This window comes from Mycobacterium pinniadriaticum (assembly GCF_026242045.1).
In the GTDB taxonomy this organism is placed as follows: Bacteria; Actinomycetota; Actinomycetes; order Mycobacteriales; family Mycobacteriaceae; genus Mycobacterium; species Mycobacterium pinniadriaticum.
Map to the genome: position 1 here is coordinate 107,742 of NZ_JAPJDO010000008.1, position 18,946 is coordinate 126,687.

Annotated in this window: 18 protein-coding genes, 1 tRNA gene and 1 pseudogene; 9 read left to right on the forward strand and 11 right to left on the reverse strand. The window is 67.0% G+C overall.

The window, feature by feature from the left end:
- Nucleotides 1–8 precede the first annotated feature (8 nt).
- Entirely contained in the window at nt 9–662 is a 654-nt protein-coding gene (locus ORI27_RS11785; protein WP_265997026.1) for a TetR/AcrR family transcriptional regulator, read from the reverse strand.
- Between the two features lie 29 nt (nt 663–691).
- On the opposite strand from ORI27_RS11785, the gene ORI27_RS11790 reads away from it, so the two are divergent.
- On the forward strand, nt 692–1,486 hold the full coding sequence (locus tag ORI27_RS11790; protein WP_265997027.1) for a Coq4 family protein: 795 nt from the start codon (nt 692–694) through the stop codon (nt 1,484–1,486).
- A gap of 96 nt (nt 1,487–1,582) precedes the next feature.
- Here the strand turns inward: ORI27_RS11790 and ORI27_RS11795 are convergent, their stop codons facing one another.
- Nucleotides 1,583–2,995 carry a phenylacetate--CoA ligase family protein gene (locus tag ORI27_RS11795; protein WP_265997028.1) on the reverse strand — a complete coding sequence of 471 codons (1,413 nt, stop codon included), beginning with the start codon at nt 2,993–2,995 and terminating at the stop codon, nt 1,583–1,585.
- Nucleotides 2,996–3,178: 183 nt separating this feature from the next.
- Between ORI27_RS11795 and ORI27_RS11800 the strand changes: the two are divergent.
- A pseudogene (locus ORI27_RS11800) lies at nt 3,179–3,562 on the forward strand (LLM class flavin-dependent oxidoreductase); the annotation flags it as partial.
- Nucleotides 3,563–3,702: 140 nt separating this feature from the next.
- Entirely contained in the window at nt 3,703–4,197 is a 495-nt protein-coding gene (locus tag ORI27_RS11805) for an LLM class flavin-dependent oxidoreductase (protein WP_265997029.1), read from the forward strand.
- Here ORI27_RS11805 and ORI27_RS11810 read toward each other — a convergent pair.
- Complete coding sequence (locus ORI27_RS11810; RefSeq protein ID WP_265997030.1) at nt 4,194–5,102, reverse strand: alpha/beta fold hydrolase; 909 nt, start codon at nt 5,100–5,102, stop codon at nt 4,194–4,196. The two genes, ORI27_RS11805 and ORI27_RS11810, sit on opposite strands and share 4 nt — an antisense overlap.
- Before the next feature lie 167 nt (nt 5,103–5,269).
- Here ORI27_RS11810 and ORI27_RS11815 point away from each other — a divergent pair, with 167 nt between their 5' ends.
- Both ORI27_RS11815 and ORI27_RS11820 read left to right on the forward strand, forming a co-directional pair.
- Entirely contained in the window at nt 5,270–6,664 is a 1,395-nt protein-coding gene (locus ORI27_RS11815) for an MBL fold metallo-hydrolase RNA specificity domain-containing protein (protein ID WP_265997031.1), read from the forward strand.
- Nucleotides 6,665–7,025: 361 nt separating this feature from the next.
- On the forward strand, nt 7,026–8,246 hold the full coding sequence (locus ORI27_RS11820) for an APC family permease (protein WP_265997032.1): 1,221 nt from the start codon (nt 7,026–7,028) through the stop codon (nt 8,244–8,246).
- Nucleotides 8,247–8,275: 29 nt separating this feature from the next.
- Here the strand turns inward: ORI27_RS11820 and ORI27_RS11825 are convergent.
- Nucleotides 8,276–8,351: transfer RNA gene (locus ORI27_RS11825), tRNA-Asn, on the reverse strand.
- Between the two features lie 152 nt (nt 8,352–8,503).
- Here ORI27_RS11825 and ORI27_RS11830 point away from each other — a divergent pair.
- Nucleotides 8,504–8,752, forward strand: a complete 249-nt coding sequence (locus tag ORI27_RS11830) for a hypothetical protein (protein ID WP_265997033.1) — start codon at nt 8,504–8,506, stop codon at nt 8,750–8,752.
- Between the two features lie 8 nt (nt 8,753–8,760).
- Here ORI27_RS11830 and ORI27_RS11835 read toward each other — a convergent pair whose 3' ends face one another.
- Genes ORI27_RS11835 through ORI27_RS11845 form a run of 3 tightly spaced genes read right to left on the reverse strand, consistent with a single transcriptional unit; the run spans nt 8,761 to nt 12,370 of the window.
- Nucleotides 8,761–9,075: a DUF7155 family protein gene (locus ORI27_RS11835; RefSeq protein WP_265997034.1), complete on the reverse strand. Its 315-nt coding sequence runs from the start codon at nt 9,073–9,075 to the stop codon at nt 8,761–8,763.
- 55 nt (nt 9,076–9,130) lie between these two features.
- The gene (gene dnaG / locus ORI27_RS11840) at nt 9,131–11,065 is read right to left on the reverse strand and encodes a DNA primase (protein WP_265997035.1); all 1,935 of its coding nucleotides are present in this window, start codon (nt 11,063–11,065) and stop codon (nt 9,131–9,133) included.
- A gap of 9 nt (nt 11,066–11,074) precedes the next feature.
- Nucleotides 11,075–12,370 carry a deoxyguanosinetriphosphate triphosphohydrolase gene (locus ORI27_RS11845; RefSeq protein ID WP_407666286.1) on the reverse strand — a complete coding sequence of 432 codons (1,296 nt, stop codon included), beginning with the start codon at nt 12,368–12,370 and terminating at the stop codon, nt 11,075–11,077.
- Nucleotides 12,371–12,392: 22 nt separating this feature from the next.
- Here ORI27_RS11845 and ORI27_RS11850 point away from each other — a divergent pair, with 22 nt between their 5' ends.
- Nucleotides 12,393–14,399, forward strand: a complete 2,007-nt coding sequence (locus ORI27_RS11850; protein ID WP_265997037.1) for a TPM domain-containing protein — start codon at nt 12,393–12,395, stop codon at nt 14,397–14,399.
- Nucleotides 14,400–14,484: 85 nt separating this feature from the next.
- On the opposite strand, the gene ORI27_RS11855 is transcribed toward ORI27_RS11850, so the two are convergent.
- Complete coding sequence (locus tag ORI27_RS11855) at nt 14,485–15,909, reverse strand: glycine--tRNA ligase (RefSeq protein WP_407666287.1); 1,425 nt, start codon at nt 15,907–15,909, stop codon at nt 14,485–14,487.
- A 102-nt stretch (nt 15,910–16,011) separates the two neighbouring features.
- On the opposite strand from ORI27_RS11855, the gene ORI27_RS11860 reads away from it, so the two are divergent.
- Both ORI27_RS11860 and ORI27_RS11865 read left to right on the forward strand, forming a co-directional pair.
- Nucleotides 16,012–16,344, forward strand: coding sequence for an ArsR/SmtB family transcription factor (locus ORI27_RS11860; RefSeq protein ID WP_265997039.1), 333 nt, complete (start codon nt 16,012–16,014; stop codon nt 16,342–16,344).
- 11 nt (nt 16,345–16,355) lie between these two features.
- Entirely contained in the window at nt 16,356–16,769 is a 414-nt protein-coding gene (locus tag ORI27_RS11865; protein WP_265997145.1) for a Fur family transcriptional regulator, read from the forward strand.
- An 86-nt stretch (nt 16,770–16,855) separates the two neighbouring features.
- On the opposite strand, the gene ORI27_RS11870 is transcribed toward ORI27_RS11865, so the two are convergent.
- Genes ORI27_RS11870 through recO form a run of 3 tightly spaced genes read right to left on the reverse strand, consistent with a single transcriptional unit; the run spans nt 16,856 to nt 18,943 of the window.
- On the reverse strand, nt 16,856–17,242 hold the full coding sequence (locus ORI27_RS11870; RefSeq protein WP_265997146.1) for a hypothetical protein: 387 nt from the start codon (nt 17,240–17,242) through the stop codon (nt 16,856–16,858).
- Nucleotides 17,243–17,247: 5 nt separating this feature from the next.
- Entirely contained in the window at nt 17,248–18,162 is a 915-nt protein-coding gene (locus ORI27_RS11875) for a decaprenyl diphosphate synthase (RefSeq protein ID WP_323055599.1), read from the reverse strand.
- Nucleotides 18,122–18,943, reverse strand: coding sequence for a DNA repair protein RecO (recO, locus tag ORI27_RS11880; RefSeq protein WP_265997040.1), 822 nt, complete (start codon nt 18,941–18,943; stop codon nt 18,122–18,124). The genes ORI27_RS11875 and recO overlap by 41 nt, the downstream gene beginning before the upstream one ends.
- Nucleotides 18,944–18,946: the final 3 nt, after the last annotated feature.

An 18,946-nucleotide genomic window follows, 5' to 3' on the forward strand; every position in this document is an offset into this window, starting at 1 on the left:
GCCAGTCGTCAGAAGACCGGGGTCGCTTCGGGTGGGACGAGCACAATCGCGGGTAACACGAAAGTCCGCACATATCGCCGTACTGTCGCGGCATCGTCGGACCCCGGGATGACGTCCATCAACAACGCCAGAGCGACGCTGAGGATGTAGCGTCCGACGTCGCCGGGCCGCAGACCCGGCCTCAGGTCGCCCTGGAAGAGGACGAAGACCTGCTCGTACAGCCCGCTCACTTTAGCGCTGAGAACAGGCGAGTTTGCGATGAGACTCGCCAAGCCGTGCTCCACGCCGGACGCCAATATCGTCAGGAGCGGATCTCGGCTGACGACGGTCGCAACGAAAACCAGCGACTCGGTGATCAGGCCGCTGACATCGTCGGTCGGCATCAGGTCCTCGATCACCTGAGCGACGTAGCGGTCCATCACCTGGGCCGCCACGGCCACGAGAAGCTCGTCACGACCGCCGAAGTGCCGGTACAGCACCGCCCGGGTCACGCCCGCCCGCCGTGCGACCTCGGCGACGGTTACCTCCAGGCCCTGTTCGGCGAAGCACAGCTCGGCGGCGTCGATCAGTGCCTGGCGGGCTTGTTCCGGAGTATTGCCACCCCCCGCTGGTCGGCCCCGGCGACGGGGTTGGCCGTCCGGCGCCTCCGAGATAATTGACATCAATCCCACTTTGTCTATTATTGCCCTGTATGGACATTCCACGCAAAATGGAACGGTACGGGCAATTGCGGGTCGGCCTGCGGGCTCTGACCCGGATCTTCGGAGTCAAGTTCAATCACGACCAGGTCTTCGAGACTGTGATCGCGTTCGGGTTTCCCACCCTCGAGCGCGAGTTCGACAAACTCACCCGGCTGCCGCAGGGGCGTCGGCTATTGCGGGACAAGCCCGATCTCATGGCCCTCCTCGGTGACGACGACTACCTCGCCGCCTTGCCTCCCGGCTCACTGGGCGCCGCCTACCGTGACTTTCTTCGTCAGCACCGCCTCGACGCCGGCGTGTTCGACGCGGCAAGCGTGATCCAGCCGGTCATCGACCGAAACGGCTGGGACCCGGACTTCGGCTACATGATCGCCTGCGGCACGGTGCTGCACGACATGTTTCACGTCCTGGGCGGACCCGACCCCGGCGGCGAGATCGGCAATCTCGGATTCCACCACGGACAGCTTGGGCAGTGCCGAACGACAGCGGTGTTCGGGCTCATCCTCTGCGCGATCATCGGTGGTGGATCCTGGCGGCGCAAACGCCGGTACTGGCACGAAGCGGTCGATCGAGGGCGCGCAGCGGACAATCTGATGGCCGCACCGTACGAAGAGCTTCTCCCCTTGCCCCTTACCGAGGTACGGGCCACGTTGGGCATACCGCCGACGGACATCGCGCACCCGACGGGACACTTCTTCACCCGATGGCAGCTGCCGGCCAGCGGGATCGCTCCCTATGAGCCGTGGAATTACGAAGCTTCACTGGTCGAGAGCGCGGCAACCTGATCCTGATCGGGCTCTGCGGCAACCAACGGCACGAAATCGGCGATCGCGAACGGGGATTCGGGCTGAAGCTGGAGAGTTCGCGGAAGGCACGCCATATCAGCAAACAGCACGGAGCACGTGCCGCAGCTTCCCGTTACGGGGATTCGTTTGGGGGCGCTCGTGGGCCAAGTCGATGGTCACCGCACCCGCTCCCTGTGCGGCAAGGAACGCTTCGAGCCGTCGGTGCACCTGTGTCCAGACCGCGGACCGGTCTGCACCCCCGTCTTCATCCAGTCGAACGGTGAGGCCCGCCGGGGCGGTTTGGATGACCTGATAGCGCAACACGCCGGGTGTTTCCTCGACCACGGTGGCGATCGCCATCGGAACCACCACCACCTCACCACCCTCTCGCGCGGGGAACGTCACCAACTCGTCGGTCCGTCCCTCAGGCGTGACCGTTGGCAGTGGACTGCCGCATGGACATGGGTCGGCGCCGATGACGACACTGTCACCCATCTCGTACCGGATCAGCGGCTGCACGAAGTTGGCCAGGTTGGTCAGCAGCAGGGAATCGGATCGCTGGCCGGCGGGCACCACATCGCCGGAACTGTCGATGGGCTCGACCAGATACCAGTCGGTGTTCAGGTGCAGGTTGCCCAGGCGGCAGGGCAGCGACAACGGGGTGGCTTCCGAGGCATTGTAGGTCTCGGTCACCGTGCAGCCGAACACCTCCTGCGCGCGTTGTCGCACGGCGGGCAGCAGCAGTTCACCGCCGCTCGAGATGACGAGCGGACGGATGTTGAGCCGCCCGGCCTCCTGCTCGCCGATGAGCACGCTGAGCATGCTGGCGTAGGTGCCCAGTAGCGCCGGCTGGAATTCGTTGAGGTTGGCGACAAGCTCCGGCAAGGGGTCCAACACCGAGAAGAAGCGAGAGTAGCGCCGGCGCACCGGATGCGCGCGCAGCCCTCGTTCGTACATCACGGTCGACACGAAATGCCCGCCGGTGGCGAACACCGCGGCCTGCCGCGCCCCGCGGGCGAGAACTCGAAGCAGCAGCCCAGGCGGCAACACCCCGGCGGAGCGGGCATAGGTCAGCCCGAACATCACCGCCATCGCCGGACGATCCTGGACCAGCAGCGCCGGCTCGGCCGTCGACCCGGACGTGGTGAAGACGACGTATTCGCCGAACAGGTCGCGTCCGGTATTGGCGGGATCGGCGACGAACGCCGAGACACCGATCCTCGTCAACCGGGGATCGGTGACCCACTCGTCGAAACGGGCCATCAGTTCAGGCTTGTACACGGCGGGAAGCGACGGCAGAGCCGCCAGGCTCACCGCACCGTCCGGGACACCCCGATAGTGCTCGGCGTAAAACCGCGAATGCGCGCGAGCGTGCGCAACCAAAGCCTGCAGACGGTTCTCCTGCCGGGTCGTGACCGCGGGGACGCCACCCCGGGTGGTCCGCCAGGCGTCCCAGGCGACCCCGAAAGCCTTCATAGCGCCATCAACATACGACAAAATCAGCGCCATGGGAGCCTCGGTGCTGCTCGCTGGTTTGTCGGCTCGGCAGGCCGCACGGCGACCGAAAGAAGGTGTGCACCCGTGACGAGAGTTCCGGCGGTCGCGGTAGGTCTGCAGCTCGGCACGCAACCTCCGCTCAGGACGCTGCACACCGCACTGCTCGGAGCGCGAATGATGCGGCTGGACTCGGTGATGGCCATCGACCACTTCCAGAACGTCTTCCCCACCGCGATCTGGGATCGCGAACTGACTTGGCTCGCCGCACGACGGTCAACCCCGCACGAATTCTTCGACTACCAGGTCCTGCTGGGCCATCTCGCCGCACGCGTCGGGTCGATGCGGCTGGGAGTCGGGGTGACCGAACCCATCCGGCGCCACCCGCTGGTCATCGCCCAGGCGATGGTGACGTTGTCACACCTGGGCAAGCGCGCACCCATCCTCGGCATCGGGGCCGGTGAACGGATGAACATCGATCCCTACGGCCTGGACTCCTCCAAGCCGGTCAGCCGTCTGGAGGAGGCGTTACAGATCATCCTGCAGTGCTTCCGAGGGTCAGGACCGATCACGTTCTCGGGCAAGCACTACAAGCTCGAGCGGGCGACGATGGACCTCAAACCGGCCACCGGAACGTACCCCGCAGATCTGGGTTGCCGGACACGGTCAACGCATGCTGGGCCTGACGGGGCCGCTACGGAGACGGGTGGTACCCGGCCGCGGTGGTCTCCGCCGACGAGTACGCCACCAAACTGGAGTCCGTGCGGATGGCCGCCCGTCACGCCGGGCGCGACCCGGCGTCGATCACCCCTGCGTTGCATCGCTTCGTGGTGGTCGGCCGGTCTGAACCGGAGGTGCGGGCCATGCTGGACACCAAGGTGATTCGCTCGTTCGGGCTTATGGCGCCGGCCGAGCTGTGGCGACAAGCCGGAGTGACGCACCCGTTCGGGGAGCAGTTCAATCCGCTTGTCGACTTCGTGCCCGACTGCTATGGCCGCCAGACGATTAACGACGCCATCGACGCCGTGCCGCACGAGGTGATGACCGAGGGGCCGCTCCTGTGGGGCACTCCCGAGCAAGTAGTGGCGCAGTTGCGGAGATTCCACACAGCCGGCCTACGGCACGTGGTCCTCGCACCCATCTCGGGGTTGGTGTCCAAGCGTGCGGCCCTCTACAGCCTTCGTGCCATAGGCAAGATCGCCCACGCGCTCAACTAGTGAGCATCAAGGTGCGTGACGAGTTCGGCGATGCGACCGAGCACGAGCGGCAGACATTCGTTGAACAGCAGGTGGTGATCGGTGTCGAACACGACAAGTTCCTTGGTAGGGGCGGCGATCCGGGCAAAGACCTTCCGCGTGTAGTCGAGGCTGAACAAGGGATCTCCCCGGCCCGCGACGACCACGACGGGACAGGTGATCGTGCCATCACGGACGGCGCTCATGTCGGCGGTCAACAGGTCGGCGAGAAAGGCCAGCGGATACGTGCGCAGGCTCAGCGGGTCCATCAAGAATTGCTCGGCTGTCCAGGGCTCGCGGCATACCCGAGTCATGTCGAGGTAGACGCCGAACCCAATCGGCAGCCGGGGCAAAAGCGTGGCCAGCACCTGCAAACCTCGCATGACCGGGTGATAGATGCCCTGTAGGACGGCCGGAAACCGCGACACCGTGATGGAGGCGGGGAGTTCGGGGTCGAGGATGTTGTGTGCCACCACGCCGGCCAGCTGATGATCGCGGGTAGCGACGATCATCGCCAGGACGCCGCCCTGACTGGAGCCCACGACAATGGGCCGTCGCCCGAATCGCGCCCGCGCCCACGATGTCGCGTCCATTGCGTTGGCGACCAGGCTCGCCAAGCGCAGAAGCCGCCCAACGCGCGGGCTCTTGCCGTGCCCCTCGAAATGAACGCCCACGACGTTGATCCCCTGGGCGGCAAGTCCGTCGCAGAACTCCTCGTAGAACAGCGGATGGGTCATGGTCCCGGGCAGGAACACCACCACCGGCCCACCGGATTGGCCATGCCATACCGACAGCACTATCGGCACACCGGACGAGGTGACCGTCACCTCCTCGTAGCGTTCAGGGTGCTCAACCTCATTGCGCAGGCGTTGGTCTCTGTCACGCATGCCGATCCCTCCGTCGTCGTCCCGCCGGCCTTCGAGCGGCACATCGGCAACCCCCACCGTCCGCTTGGCCCCGGTACCGGGGCCAGGGCCACAAGTCCCAGACCCAGTAGCCCTTCATCACCCGAAGAAGACGGCACCCGCTGGCCCCGCTCTGAGAGACTGACGAGATGGCCGCTGGTCACCGACGATCGCAGAAAGTCGAACTCAGCTTGCGCAGCCTGGGTGCGGCGAGCACGGTCACGGGCTCCAAACACCTGCTGGAAGCCGAGGGCAAGCGGATCCTGGTGGACTGCGGCCTGTTTCAGGGTGTGAAGAACCTGCGTGAGCTCAATTGGGCGCCACTGGCGGTCGACCCCTCGAGCATCGACGCGGTCGTCGTGACCCACGCCCACCTCGATCACACCGGATACCTGCCCCGGTTGGTGCGCGACGGCTTCAGCGGGCCGATCGTCTCCACCGAGGCAACCGCCGCTGTCGCCGAGATCATTCTGCGGGACAGCGCTCACTTGCAGGAACGTGACGCGGCGTTCCTCAACAAGCACAAGGCCACCAAGCATCACCCCGCCCTGCCCCTGTATGACAGCAAGGACGCCGACCGGGCAATCGAATTATTCGACACCCATCCATTCGGACGCGAGTTCACCCTGCCGGGTAACGGGCCGATGGTGACGTTGCGCCGTGCCGGGCACATCCTCGGGGCGGCGACCGTCGAGGTGGTGTGGCACGGCCGCCGCATCGTGTTCACCGGTGACCTGGGGCGCTACGACGACCCGGTGATGCTCGACCCGGACCAGGTGGCGGCCGCGGACTACCTGGTCATGGAGTCGACCTATGGCGATCGCCTGCATGATCGGGCCGATCCCGCCGACGCCATCGCCGAGGTCATCGACGCGACGGTGGATCGCGGCGGCACCGTGGTGATACCGGCGTTCGCTGTAGGCAGAGCCCAGACCCTGCTCTACCACCTGTGGCAGCTGCGCTCGGCGGGCAGGCTGCCGGATATCCCGGTCTACCTGGACAGCCCGATGGCGATCAATGCCAGCGACCTGCTGGGCACCTATCGCAGCGACCACCGCCTGCCCCCGCAGGTCTACGAAGGCATGTGCGCCATGGCCACCTACACCCGCGAAGCCGACCAGTCCATGAAGATCTCGGCCAGCCGCGAGCCGAAGATCGTGATCTCGGCCAGCGGGATGGCCACCGGCGGCCGAATTCTGCACCACCTCAAGGTGTTCGCCCCGGATTCGCGCAACACGATCATGGTAACCGGTTATCAGGTGCCCGGTACCCGTGGCGCCGCCATCGCCGCCGGCCAGCGCGACGTCAGGATCCACGGCGAGTGGATCCCGATCAACGCCCAGGTCGCCCACCTCGCGATGCTGTCTGCGCACGCCGACGCCGACGAACTCATCCGCTGGGCGTCCGGATTCAGCACGCCGCCGCGACAGGTGTTCGTGGTCCACGGCGAACCTCAGCCGGCGGACACCCTCCGCACCCGCCTTGACCACGAGTTCAGTTGGCAAGCAACAGTTCCCAGGCCCAATCAACTTTTCAGCCTCTGACACACCGAAGCGGCGAGATACAGAGCAGCCACGATCCACGCGTCCCATGTCTTCCAACTATGTGCAGAGCTGCCTCACGCTCACGATGGCCCTACGCCTGAAACTGAGGTCGAGCAAGAGGCGCTCGAGTCGGTGTGTCCAAGGCGAGGAAGAAGTCGTGGCGAAACGCCGGGGCCGTTAGCCCCAGATATCACAGCGCAATTCGGCGGCCGCGGCGGGTGACGAGGCCAAGAGCTATCGTCCCGAATAGACTTCGGCGCATGGGCGCCACCGGCCGTGTCGAATTGGGGGCCGCCAATTCGCCGAGCTGCCTCATCGCACTCGGCATCAGTGCCGTCACACTCGAATCGCGCGTCCGACCGTGACGGAACCCAAAGGCGATGGCGCCAGGTTGAACCGGACTCTGAGCCTGCCAATGGTCACCCTCTATGGGTTGGGCAACATCGTCGGCGCCGGTATTTACGTGCTCGTCGGGAAGGTGGCAGGGTTCGCTGGATACAGCACCACCTTGGCCTTCCTCATTGCGATGGTCACCGCCGCTGTCACCGCGCTGTCGTACATGGAGCTCGCGGGCCGCTACCCGGTCAGCGCCAGCGTTTCGGTCTACCTGCACCGAGCGTTTGGAAAGCGCTGGTTCTCAACGGCGATCGGCTTGACGATGGTCGGTGGCGGAGTGGCTTCCGCAGCGGCGCTGGCCCAGGGCTTCGCCGGTTATCTGAACTCCTTCATCTCCGTGCCGACCGTTGTGGGCAGCGTGGGCCTTCTGGTGGCGCTCGGGGCAATCGCGGTCAAAGGGATCGGCGAATCGGTGACGATGGCTGCATTACTCACCGGCGTCGAGGTGGCGGGCTTGGTGCTGGTCATCTGGTTTGGACGGAAGGCATTCGTCCATATCGACGCCGGCCGCTTGCTCGCGATCGACCCGGCAGTCGGCCTCGGCGGGGTCGTTGCCGGGGCCTTCCTCGCTTTCTACGCCTTCATCGGGTTCGAAGATATGGTCAACGTCGCCGAGGAAGCCAAGACGCCGAGCAAGACTATCCCCCTGGCCATCCTGTTCGCGCTGCTGGCCTCGACTGTCCTGTATCTACTGGTCGTCTTGGTGTCGACGACCCTGGTGTCCCCGGCCGAACTCGCCGGCAGTGAAGCTCCACTCACGCTGGTTTTCGAGCGAAGCGGAGCCAGCCATGGCATATTCCTCAGCCTCTTCGGTGTGATCGCCGCGATGAACGGTGTCATCGTGCAGATCATCATGGGCTCGCGGATTCTTTACGGGCTGGCCAAGGAGGGCTGGATCTCCAGCAGGTTCGCCCATGTGCACGGTTCATACCAGACGCCGGTGATGGCCACATTGGTCGTTGTGTCAGCCATGATCGCCGCCACCGCGGTGCTGGAACTGGTGTCGCTGGCACGGCTCACGAGCCTGCTGGTGCTCATCATTTTCACCCTGGTGAATGCCTCACTGATCGTCATCAAGCGACGCCACCGCGAGCATCAGGGCTACATCAACGTTCCAGCGGCAATCCCGTATCTCGGCGTTGCGTTGTGTCTGGGAACGCTGGTCTTCCAGGCTTTCAACTGGTGAAGACCACCTGAGAAGAACGTATTCGGACCTGGCTCCCCCGGATGGACTCGAACCATCAACCGTCCGATTAACAGTCGGAAGCTCTGCCAATTGAGCTACAGGGGACTATCTGCTTCCCGCCGTCGTGCGCTTGCGCCGAGGCGGGCCGGAGAGTGACTCTAGCTTACCGAGGACCCTCGACGCCAAACCGGTGGGTAAGCGCCAACTCAGCGGCGTCAGGCAGGATGGAAGGGGCGAGGGCTTACGAAGGGAGCGCCGTGATCCGGTATCTAGCCGTGCTGGGAGTGGGCTATGTGTTGGGCACCAAGGCCGGCCGTAAGCGTTATGAGCAGATCGTCGGCACCTACCGCGCACTGACCGACAATCCCGCCACCAAAACCGTGATCGACGCCAGCCGCCGCAAGATCGCCGACCGGGTGTCACCGGACCCGGATCCCAAGATGGTCACGCTGACCGAAATCGACGCCGAAACCACCGTGGTGGAACCACAGCGGTCGGACCAGTAGAACGGGAGCTACCCCAGCGGAATGCTGATGGTTTGCCCCGGCAGCAGCGGGCCGGTGGTCACACCGATACCGCCGCCGGGCATCGCGCCGGCATCCGGGCCGAAGACGCCGAACTGCGGCGTGCCGACGCTGACGTTGTTGTTGGAATACGACAGGCACTGACCGTCGCCACGGGACCCGAACCAGGCCAGGCAGGTGCCGGTGGCCGTGCTGGTCGAGGTGGAGGAATCGGTCAGCGCAGCCAGGGCCGGCACCGCGGCCGCAGCCACGACAAGGCCGCCGAGGGCGGCGATACGCCGGGCACGAGTGTTCGCGGTAGTCATATCTGACCTTTCGCTCCAGACAGGCGGTGCGTTAACCATAGCGTGCTCACAGCCATCACGCAGTCAGGTCGTCGCCGCTGGCCTGCTCCAGCAGGCTGCGCCGATACGCCTCCAGCGCCACCAGGTCGCCGAACAGGGCGTGATATTCGTCTCCCTGTTCCACCGGGGACATCCGCTGCAGCTTGGACTTGACCTCGGCGACCTGGCGGCCCACCCAGACCTCCTGCAGCCGGGCCAGCACCCCGCCGATGTAGCGCGGCAGTTTCTCCTCGTCGTCGACCCGAATGGTCTCCACCCCGAGCTCGGTGATCAGGCCTTGCGTTGCGGCCGCGCTGGTCTGTTCCCGCACCCTGTCGATCCACTGGGCCCCGGTGACGCCGGACGATGTCCCGCCGGCGGTCTCGATCGCGGTGCGCACCGCGGCGTAGCCGGGATGGGTGAAGCTCTCCACCGTCAGCGAGTCGAACACCGGCCCGGCCAGCGCCGGGTACTGCAGGGCGGCCTTCAGCGCTTCCCGCTGCGGCCACAGGGTCGGATCGCGGGGGTCGGGCCGGCGGGCCCCGGCGTCGGCGGGTGCTTTGGGCCGGGCGGGCGCACCGCGCCGGTTGTCGCCGCGACCCGCTGGCTTGTGGCCGGCTTCCTCGCGCACCCGCCCGACCACCTGCGCGACGTCCTCCCAGCCGACCCAGCCGGCGAGCTGGCGAGCGTATTCGTCGCGCAGTGTCGGGTCCTTGATCTGGGCGACCATCGGCACGCAGCGGCGCAACCCCGCGACCCGGCCCTCGGCCAGATCCAGATCGTGCTCGGCCAGCGCGGTGCGGATGGCGAATTCGAACAGCGGTGTGCGCCGGGCCACCAGATCACGCAGCGCCCCGTCCCCGTGCGCGAGCCGCAGATCGCACGGGTCCATGCCGTCAGCGGCGACGGCCACGAAGCTCTGGCCCGCGAGATTCTGCTCGCCGGCGAATGCCTTCAGGGCGGCCGCCCGCCCGGCTGCATCCCCGTCGAACACGTAGATCAGTTCGCCGCGAAAGAACTTGTCGTCCATCATCAGCCGCCGCAGCATCGACAGGTGTTCGTCGCCGAACGCCGTGCCGCAGGAGGCCACCGCGGTGGTCACGCCGGCCAGGTGCATGGCCATCACGTCGGTGTAGCCCTCGACGACGACGGCTTGGTGTCCCTTGGCGATGTCCCGCTTGGCCAGGTCGATGCCGAACAAGACGTTGGACTTCTTGTACAGCACGGTCTCGGGGGTGTTGACGTACTTGGCTTCCATCTGGTCGTCAGCGAAGATGCGGCGGGCGCCGAATCCGACGGTCTCGCCGCTGGCGCTGCGGATGGGCCACAGCAGCCTGCGGTGGAACCGGTCCATCGGGCCACGCCTGCCCTCCCGGGACAGCCCGGCGGCTTCGAGTTCCTTGAACTCGAAGCCCTTTCGGATCAGATGCTTGGTCAGCGAATCCCAGCCCGACGGCGCGAAGCCGCAGCCGAACCGGCGGGCCGCGCCGGCGTCGAAATTCCGCTCGGTAAGGTACTGCCTGGCCTGCGCGGCCTCCTCGGAATCCAGTGCGGCGGAATAGAACTCCTGCGCGGCGGCGTTGGCGGCGATCAACCGGCTGCGGCTGCCGCGGTCGCGCTGCACGCTGGTGCCGCCGCCGCTGTAGGTGACCGTGTAGCCGATGCGGTCGGCCAACATCTCCACGGCTTCGACGAAGCTGACGTGTTCGATCTTCTGGACGAAGGCGTAGACGTCGCCACCCTCCCCGCAGCCGAAGCAGTGGAAGTGGCCGTGGTTGGGCCGCACGTGGAACGACGGTGACTTCTCGTCGTGGAACGGGCAGAGCCCCTTGAGCGAATCGGCGCCGGCCCGGCGCAGCTGCACGTAGTCGCCGACGACGTCCTCGATGCGGACCTGGTCGCGGATGGCGGCGATGTCGCGCTCGGCGATCCGGCCCTTTCGGTCGCCGCCCCCGCTCACCGCTGTCGCCATCGGCACAGTCTAGGACTCACGAGAACCCACACCACCGGCGTTGATGCGCTCCAGGCGGCCCTCGGTGAACGACGCGATCTGATCGACGACCACCCGCATCCGGGCCGCGTCGTCGTCGGCGGCGTTGAACTCGGGAGCGAACACCGGGTCGAGTGTCGCGGGTGCGCCGTCCAGCAGCCAGTGCGCCACCTGGTGGATACGTTCCCGTTGGCGGGCCTGCAGTTCGAGGTGCCGCGGATCGGACATGATGAACTGCAGCGCCAGCGTCTTGAGCACCGCGACCTCGGCTCGGACCGTCGGCGGCACGTGCAGATCCGCCTGATAGCGCACCAGGGGTTGCGGCCCGGCCAGCTCGTGGGTGAGGCTGACCGCCGCCGAGGCGAACCGGCCCACCAGTTCACTGGTCAGCCGCTTGAGCGCCACCGACGCCGCCAGGGTCCCGTCGTACTTGCCGACGCCGGCCACCACCGGCAGCTGGGACAGCCGCCGGGCCGCGGCCTCCAGATCGTCGGAGCTCAGGCTGCTCGACTCGGACTCCCCCAGCCGGGCCAGCGCTGCCGCGGCGTCGTCGTCGGCCAGGACCCGCAGATCGATCCGGCCCGACACCACCCCGTCCTCGACATCGTGCACCGAATAGGCCACGTCGTCGGCCCAGTCCATCACCTGGGACTCCAGGCAGGGGTGCTGCGACGGCGCCGAGGCGCGTACCCACTCGGCGAGCGCGCGGTCGTCGGAGTAGAACCCGAACTTGCGTCCCCGCGCCCCGCGGAACCACGGGTACTTGGTGACCGCGTCCAGGCCCGCCCGGGTCAGGTTCAATCCGACACTACGGCCTTGTCCGTCAAGCACTTTAGGTTCGATGCGGGTCAGGATCCGGAAGTTCTGGGCGTTGCCCTCGAATCCTCCGCAGGAGGCCGCGAACTCGTCGAGTGCGCGTTCCCCGTTGTGACCGTAGGGCGGATGGCCGATGTCGTGGGCCAGCCCGGCCATGTCCACCAGGTCGGGATCGCAGCCCAACGGCACGGCCATCCCCCGCCCGATCTGCGCGACCTCCAGCGAATGAGTCAACCGGGTGCGCGGGTTCTCACTCTCGCGCGGCCCGACCACCTGGGTCTTGTCTGCCAGCCGACGGAGAGCAGCACAGTGCAGAACCCGGGCACGGTCGCGAGCGAAGTCGGTGCGGTGCTCGGTCGACGTACCGGGCAGCCCGGCGGTCTTCGGAGTTTCCCGCACCACCCGCTCGCGGTCGGCCTGGTCGTAGTGGCCGTGCTCATTCGTCGTCACCGAAGCACAGTCTGCCAGCATTGCGCTACTACATTTGACACTCATGCGCCTCACTCGTGTGGTCAGCCTGCTGGCGGCCATCCTGACCGCCGTCACCCTGATGGCGCCGGTCGCGGCGGCCGAGCCACCGTTCCGGCTGCCGGATTACGTCACCGATAACGCCGGCGTCCTGAGCCAAGGTCAGCTGGCCAAGGTGCAGCACGCGGTCGACACGCTCTACCGCGACCGCCATGTCCGGCTCTGGGTGGTCTACGTCGACTCGTTCGCGCCCGAGACGGCCGTGGAATGGGCCGAGCAGACCCGGGTCGCCAGCGATCTGAGCAGCCAGGACGCGATTCTCGCGGTCGCAACGCAGCAACGCTCGTACGCCTTCCTGGTGCCGTCGGGCGCGACCGGCGTGAGCCCGGCCCGGGTCGACGATCTGCGTCGCGACCAGATCGAACCCGCGCTGCACACCGACGACTGGGCGGACGCGGCCATCGCGGCCGCCAACGGGCTGGCGACGATGGGCGGCGGCGGTTCCGGTGGGCTGTCCCTGGTGCCGGCACTCATCACCGTGGCGATCATCGTGCTCGCGATCGGGCTGCTGGTGCTGTGGAGCCGCCGGCGCCGGCGCAAGAGGCACGAAGCCGAAGTCGCGGCCGCCAAGCGGGTAGACCCGACCGACCCCAATGCCCTGGCCGCAGTCTCCCTCGACGCCCTCGATGAACTGTCCCGATCAATCGTCGTCGACGTCGACAACGCCATGCGTACCAGCTCCAACGAATTGGTACTGGCCACCGAGGAGTTCGGCGAGCAACGGACCGAGCCCTTCACCAAGGCCGTCGAGAACGCCAAGATCACGCTGCAGCAGGCGTTCAACGTCCGCCAGCAACTCGACGATGCGATCCCCGAGACTCCGGCCCAGCGCCGCGACCTGCTCACCCGGGTGGTCGTCGCGGCCGCGCGGGCCAACCGCGAACTGGACACCCAGACCCAGTCGTTTCACCAGCTGCGTGATCTGGTCATCAACGCCCCCGACCGGCTCGACGTGCTCACCCGGAAATTGGTCGACGTCAGCGCGCGGATCGATCCCGCTCAGTCGACGCTGACCCAACTGCACAACGAATTCGCCGAGAGCGCACTGGCTTCGGTGGCCCGCAACGTCAACGCCGCCAGGGAGCGGGTCGACTTCGCCGACCATTCGATCAGCCGCGCCCGCGAACTGGTGGCCAAGCCGATCGCCGGTGAACAGAGCGAACTGGTGGACTGTGTGCGCGCCGCGGAGGCGGCTCTGCAGCAGACCACGTCAATGCTCGACGCGGTGGACAGCGCGGCGAGCGATATCAGGCGCGCGGTCACCGCGCTGCCGTCGGCGATCGCCGACACCCAGCAGGGCATCAACCAGGCCGTGGCGCAACTGAGCCAGGGTGGGCTGTCCAACACCGCCGAGCTGACGGCGGCGCGCGACGCCGCGGTCAAGGCGGTGAGCGCCGCGCAGACCGCCGGGACCGCCGACCCGTTAGGCACCTTCACCCAGTTGACCCAGGCCGACGCCGATCTCGACCGGCTCCTGGCCGGCGCCGCCGAGGAGCGCGAGACCGCCGAGCGCCTCGGCCGGTCCTACGATCAGGCGCTGTTCACCGCGCAGTCACGGGTGCGATCGGTGTCGGACTATATCGACACCCGCCGCGGCAGTGTGGGGCCCGAGGCGCGGACCCGGCTCAACGAGGCCGTCCGCCAACTCGAGGCCGCCCAGGCCAAGCGGAAATCCAACGTCACCGAAGCGATCGCGCACGCCAACGGTGCGTCGATGCTCGCCGCTCAGGCCCAGCAGCTGGCCAACAACGACGTCCAGTCCGCCCAGCGCTCGTACATGAGTCACTACGGCGGAGTCGGCGGCTCGTCGAATATGGGAGCGGTCATCGGCGGCATCATCCTCGGCAACATCCTGTCCGGCGGTATGCGCGGCGGCTTCGGCGGTGGCGGGGGTTGGACGTCGAGCACCTACGGCGGATCGCAGGGATCCTCCGGCGGCGGTGGGATGTTCGGCGGCGGCGGGCGGTTCTAGGCGCGCCGCCCACCGCGACCGTGCGCGAAGTGCCACTTCCGACGGCGTGTCGCTGCGCCGACACGCACGCTCGCGGCAGTGATACCTATCCCTTGAGACGGGTGGCCAGGTAGTCCACCACCGAATCGATGCCGATACGCTCCTGGGTCATCTCGTCACGCTCGCGCACGGTGACCGCCTGATCGTCGAGCGTGTCGAAATCGACCGTCACGCAGTACGGCGTGCCGATCTCGTCCTGGCGCCGATAGCGCCGGCCGATCGCACCGGCGTCGTCGAATTCGATGTTCCAGTACTTGCGCAGCTCCGCGGCCAGATCCTTGGCCTTCGGGCTGAGATCGGCGTGCCGCGACAGCGGCAGCACCGCGGCCTTGACCGGCGCCAACCGGGGATCCAGCCGCAGCACCGTGCGCTTGTCCACCCCACCCTTGGCGTTGGGCGCCTCGTCCTCCGCGTAGGCGTCGACGAGGAAGGCCATGAACGAGCGGGTAAGTCCCGCTGCGGGTTCGATGACGTACGGGATGTAGCGGGTGTCGGCGGCCTGGTCGTAGAACGACAGGTCGGTGCCGGAATGCTCCGAGTGGGTCTTGAGGTCGAAGTCGGTGCGGTTGGCGATACCTTCGAGCTCGCCCCACGGGTTGCCGCCGAAACCGAACTTGTACTCGATGTCGGTGGTGCCGGCCGAGTAGTGCGACAGCTTTTCCTTGGGATGCTCGTAGAGCCTCAGGTTGTCGCGGTTGATGCCGAGGTCGACGTACCACTGCAGCCGGGTGTCGATCCAGTACTGGTGCCACTGCGGCGCGGTGTCGGGTTCGACGAAGAACTCCATCTCCATCTGCTCGAACTCGCGGGTGCGGAAGATGAAGTTGCCCGGCGTGATCTCGTTGCGGAAGCTCTTGCCGATCTGGCCGATACCGAACGGCGGCTTCTTGCGCGACGTCGTCACCACGTTGGCGAAGTTGACGAAGATACCCTGCGCGGTCTCCGGGCGCAGGTAGTGCAGGCCTTCCTCGGACTCGATCGGCCCGAGGTAGGTCTTGAGCATCATGTTGAATTCGCGGGGCTCGGTCCACTGGCCCTTGGTGCCGCAGTCCGGGCAGACGATCTCGGTCATCGGGACCGACTCGGGGTCCGCGATCCCCTTTTTCTCGGCGTACGCCTCTTGCAGATGGTCCTGGCGATGGCGCTTGTGGCAGTTGAGGCATTCGACGAGCGGGTCGTGGAACACCTCGACGTGGCCGGAAGCGACCCACACCTCGCGCGGCAGGATGATCGAGCTGTCCAGCCCGACGACGTCGTCGCGGCCGGTCACCACCGAACGCCACCACTGCCGTTTGATGTTCTCCTTGAGCTCGACGCCCAGCGGCCCGTAATCCCAGGCCGACTTGGTGCCGCCGTAGATCTCGCCGGCTGGGTAGACCAAGCCGCGCCGCTTGGCCAGATTGACGACGGAATCGATCACGGACGCCACGATGGGTGCCACTCCTTGGTTGTGTGTGCGGGCAACAGCCATACAGCCTAACGACCTGCCGAACCGACCTTTGACATGCGTGATCGTGCATGGAAAAGTGGACGTCAAGTGGAAATCGTTTCCAATAGCGCGGGAGGCGCCGACATGACCGCACCCGCCCACGGCCGGGTCGACAACCTGTCGTCGCCGCGGGCCGAAATCCTGGACCGCGCCGGCGAGTTGTTACGCGCCCTGGCGGCTCCGGTACGCATCGCGATCGTGCTGCAACTGCGCGAGTCCCAACGCTGCGTGCACGAGCTCGTCGATGCCCTCGACGTTCCGCAGCCGCTGGTGAGCCAGCATCTGCGGATCCTGAAGGCCACCGGGGTGGTGGCCGGCGAACGCTCGGGACGCGAGGTGTTGTATCGGCTGGTGGACGATCACCTGGCCGAGATCATCGTCGCCGCGATCAGCCACGCCAGCGAGGACCATCCGTGACCGGGGCCGACATCCGTCCCCCGCGCGCCGCGGCGGCAGGCGTGCGCGCCACCCGCCAGCGGGCGGCGATCATCGCGCTGCTCGACACCATCGACGGGTTTCGCTCGGCCCAGGAGTTGCACGACGAATTGCGGCGCCGCGGCGAGAACATCGGGCTCACCACCGTGTACCGGACGCTGCAGTCGCTGTCGGCCGCCGATGTGGTGGACATGGTGCGCACCGACACCGGGGAGTCGGTGTACCGGCGCTGCTCGGAGCCCGAGCATCACCACCACCTGGTGTGCCGCAGTTGCGGTGCGGCCGTGGAGGTCAGCGGTCGCGAAGTCGAGGCCTGGGCCGCCGAAGTGGCTCAGCAGCACGGCTTTTCCGACGTGAGCCACACCATCGAGCTTTTCGGCACGTGCGTCGCCTGTCGGCGCGCATGAGTCCGGGCCACACCGAGATCGACGATTCTGCGCTTCGCACTCGAACTTTGGCTGCGAAATGTCGGTTTCGGCGAAAGGTGCGGCACCTAGTCCACGAGCGCGCGGCGGGCATCGGCCCCGCCGGCCAGCACCATCAGCACCAGGGTCTGCAGGGCCCGATCGGTGAGCCCTTCGCCGGGAAAGTTGTAGCGCAACATCACATCCCCGCGCTTGCCGGCTTGCTCGACGAGCGTCACGGTACCCAACATCGTCGAGGATGCTTGAGCGGCAACACGTTTACGCAGATCGGCGTTCAGCGGCAGATCCCAGGCCAACACCTGCGTCACCGACACCATCTCGATGTCCTCGGCGATGGTGACCGTCCGCAGCGAGGCGAACGTTCCCTCGTAGCGCACCGTCAGCGCACCGTCGGATTCCACCTCGACGGGTACCACCGCGGCAAGCGCCCCGGCCAGCCTGGCCCCCAGCTCCACCTGACTCACGCGCGGCCGAAGCGCCGGTTTCGCTCGGCGTACTCCTCGCACGCCGCCCACAGATCGCGCCGGTCGTAGTCGGGCCAGAGCTTGTCCTGGAACACGTATTCGGCGTACGCGGCCTGCCACAACATGAAGTTGCTCGACCGCTGCTCCCCCGACGTCCGGATGAACAGGTCGACATCGGGAATGTCGGGCCGGTGCAGGTAGTCGCCGAGCATCGCCTCGTTCACCCGTTCCGGATCGACCCGGCCGGCCACCGCGTCGCGGGCGATCTGCCGTGCCGCCTCGGCGATTTCGGCCCGACCACCGTAGTTCACGCAATAGTTGACGGTGATCACGTCGTTGCCCACTGTCATGTTCTCGGCGATCTCGAACTCCTTGATGACACTGCGCCACATCCGCGCCCGCGACCCGACCCAGCGCATGTTGACGCCCATCGCGTCGAGGTTCTCCCGTCGGCGGCGCACCACCTCGCGGTTGAAGCCCATCAGGAAACGCACCTCTTCGGCACTGCGCCGCCAGTTCTCGGTGGAGAACGCATAGACGGTCAGGTGCTGGATGCCGATCTCGATGGCTCCGCAGGTGATGTCGATCAGGACCGCCTCACCCATCTTGTGGCCCTCGGTGCGGCTCAGCCCGCGCTGGGTGGCCCACCGCCCGTTGCCGTCCATCACCACGGCGACGTGCTTGGGCATCTGGTCGGCCGGGATCGCCGGCGGCACGGCCTTGGAGGTGTGCTGGGGTGGGCGGCGCGGCCCCCCGCCGGGCGCCGGGGGCAGTTCGGGGAACACCACGGGCCAGACCGAGGTGTCGGGGAACACCGGGTAGTCGTCGGGCGCCGCGGGCAGCTGCGGAAAGTGATCCCTCCGCTTGCGCTCAGCCCCCCGCCACGAGCTGGTCACCCGATTCATCGCCATGGGCCTCATCCTGCCTGAACATCTCCTTACCGTGGTTAGCGGGCTGCCGGTAGACACGCTCCACCAACGGCAGCGTGCGTAGTTGGCGTTCCAGGTGCCACTGCAGGTGCGCGGCCACCAAACCGCTGGCGTGGCTGCGGTGCGACGGCGATGACGCCTCCGCAGCCGCCCAGTCGCCGTCGTGCAGCGCCGACATCAGGTCGAGCACCGCCTGCGGCGGAGTCGTCGAACCTGACGGACGGCAATGCATGCACACACTGCCACCTGCGGCGATGTGGAAGGCCCGATGCGGGCCCGGCGCCGCGCAGCGGGCACACTCGATCAGCGAGGGCGCCCAGCCGGCGATGCCCATGGCCCGCAGCAAGTAGGCGTCCAGGACCAGTTCACGGGGGCGGGTACCGTCGGCCACCGCGCGCAGCGCCCCGACCGTGAGCCGGTGCAGCGCCGGCGCCGGGGCGCGCTCCTCGCCGGCCAGCCGCTCGGCGGTCTCCAGGACCGCACAGGCGCTGGTGTAGCGGCCGTAGTCGCTGACGATGTCGGTGGCGAAGGCGTCGATGGAGACCACCTGGGTGACGACGTCGAGATTGCGGCCGGGGTGCAGCTGGACATCGATGTGCGCGAACGGCTCCAGCCGGGAGCCGAATTTACTGCGGGTCCGGCGCACCCCCTTGGCGACCGCGCGGACCAAACCGTGGTCGCGGGTCAGCAGGGTGACGATGCGGTCCGCTTCGCCGAGCTTGTGCTGGCGCAGCACAACCGCCCGATCCCGATACAACCGCATCGG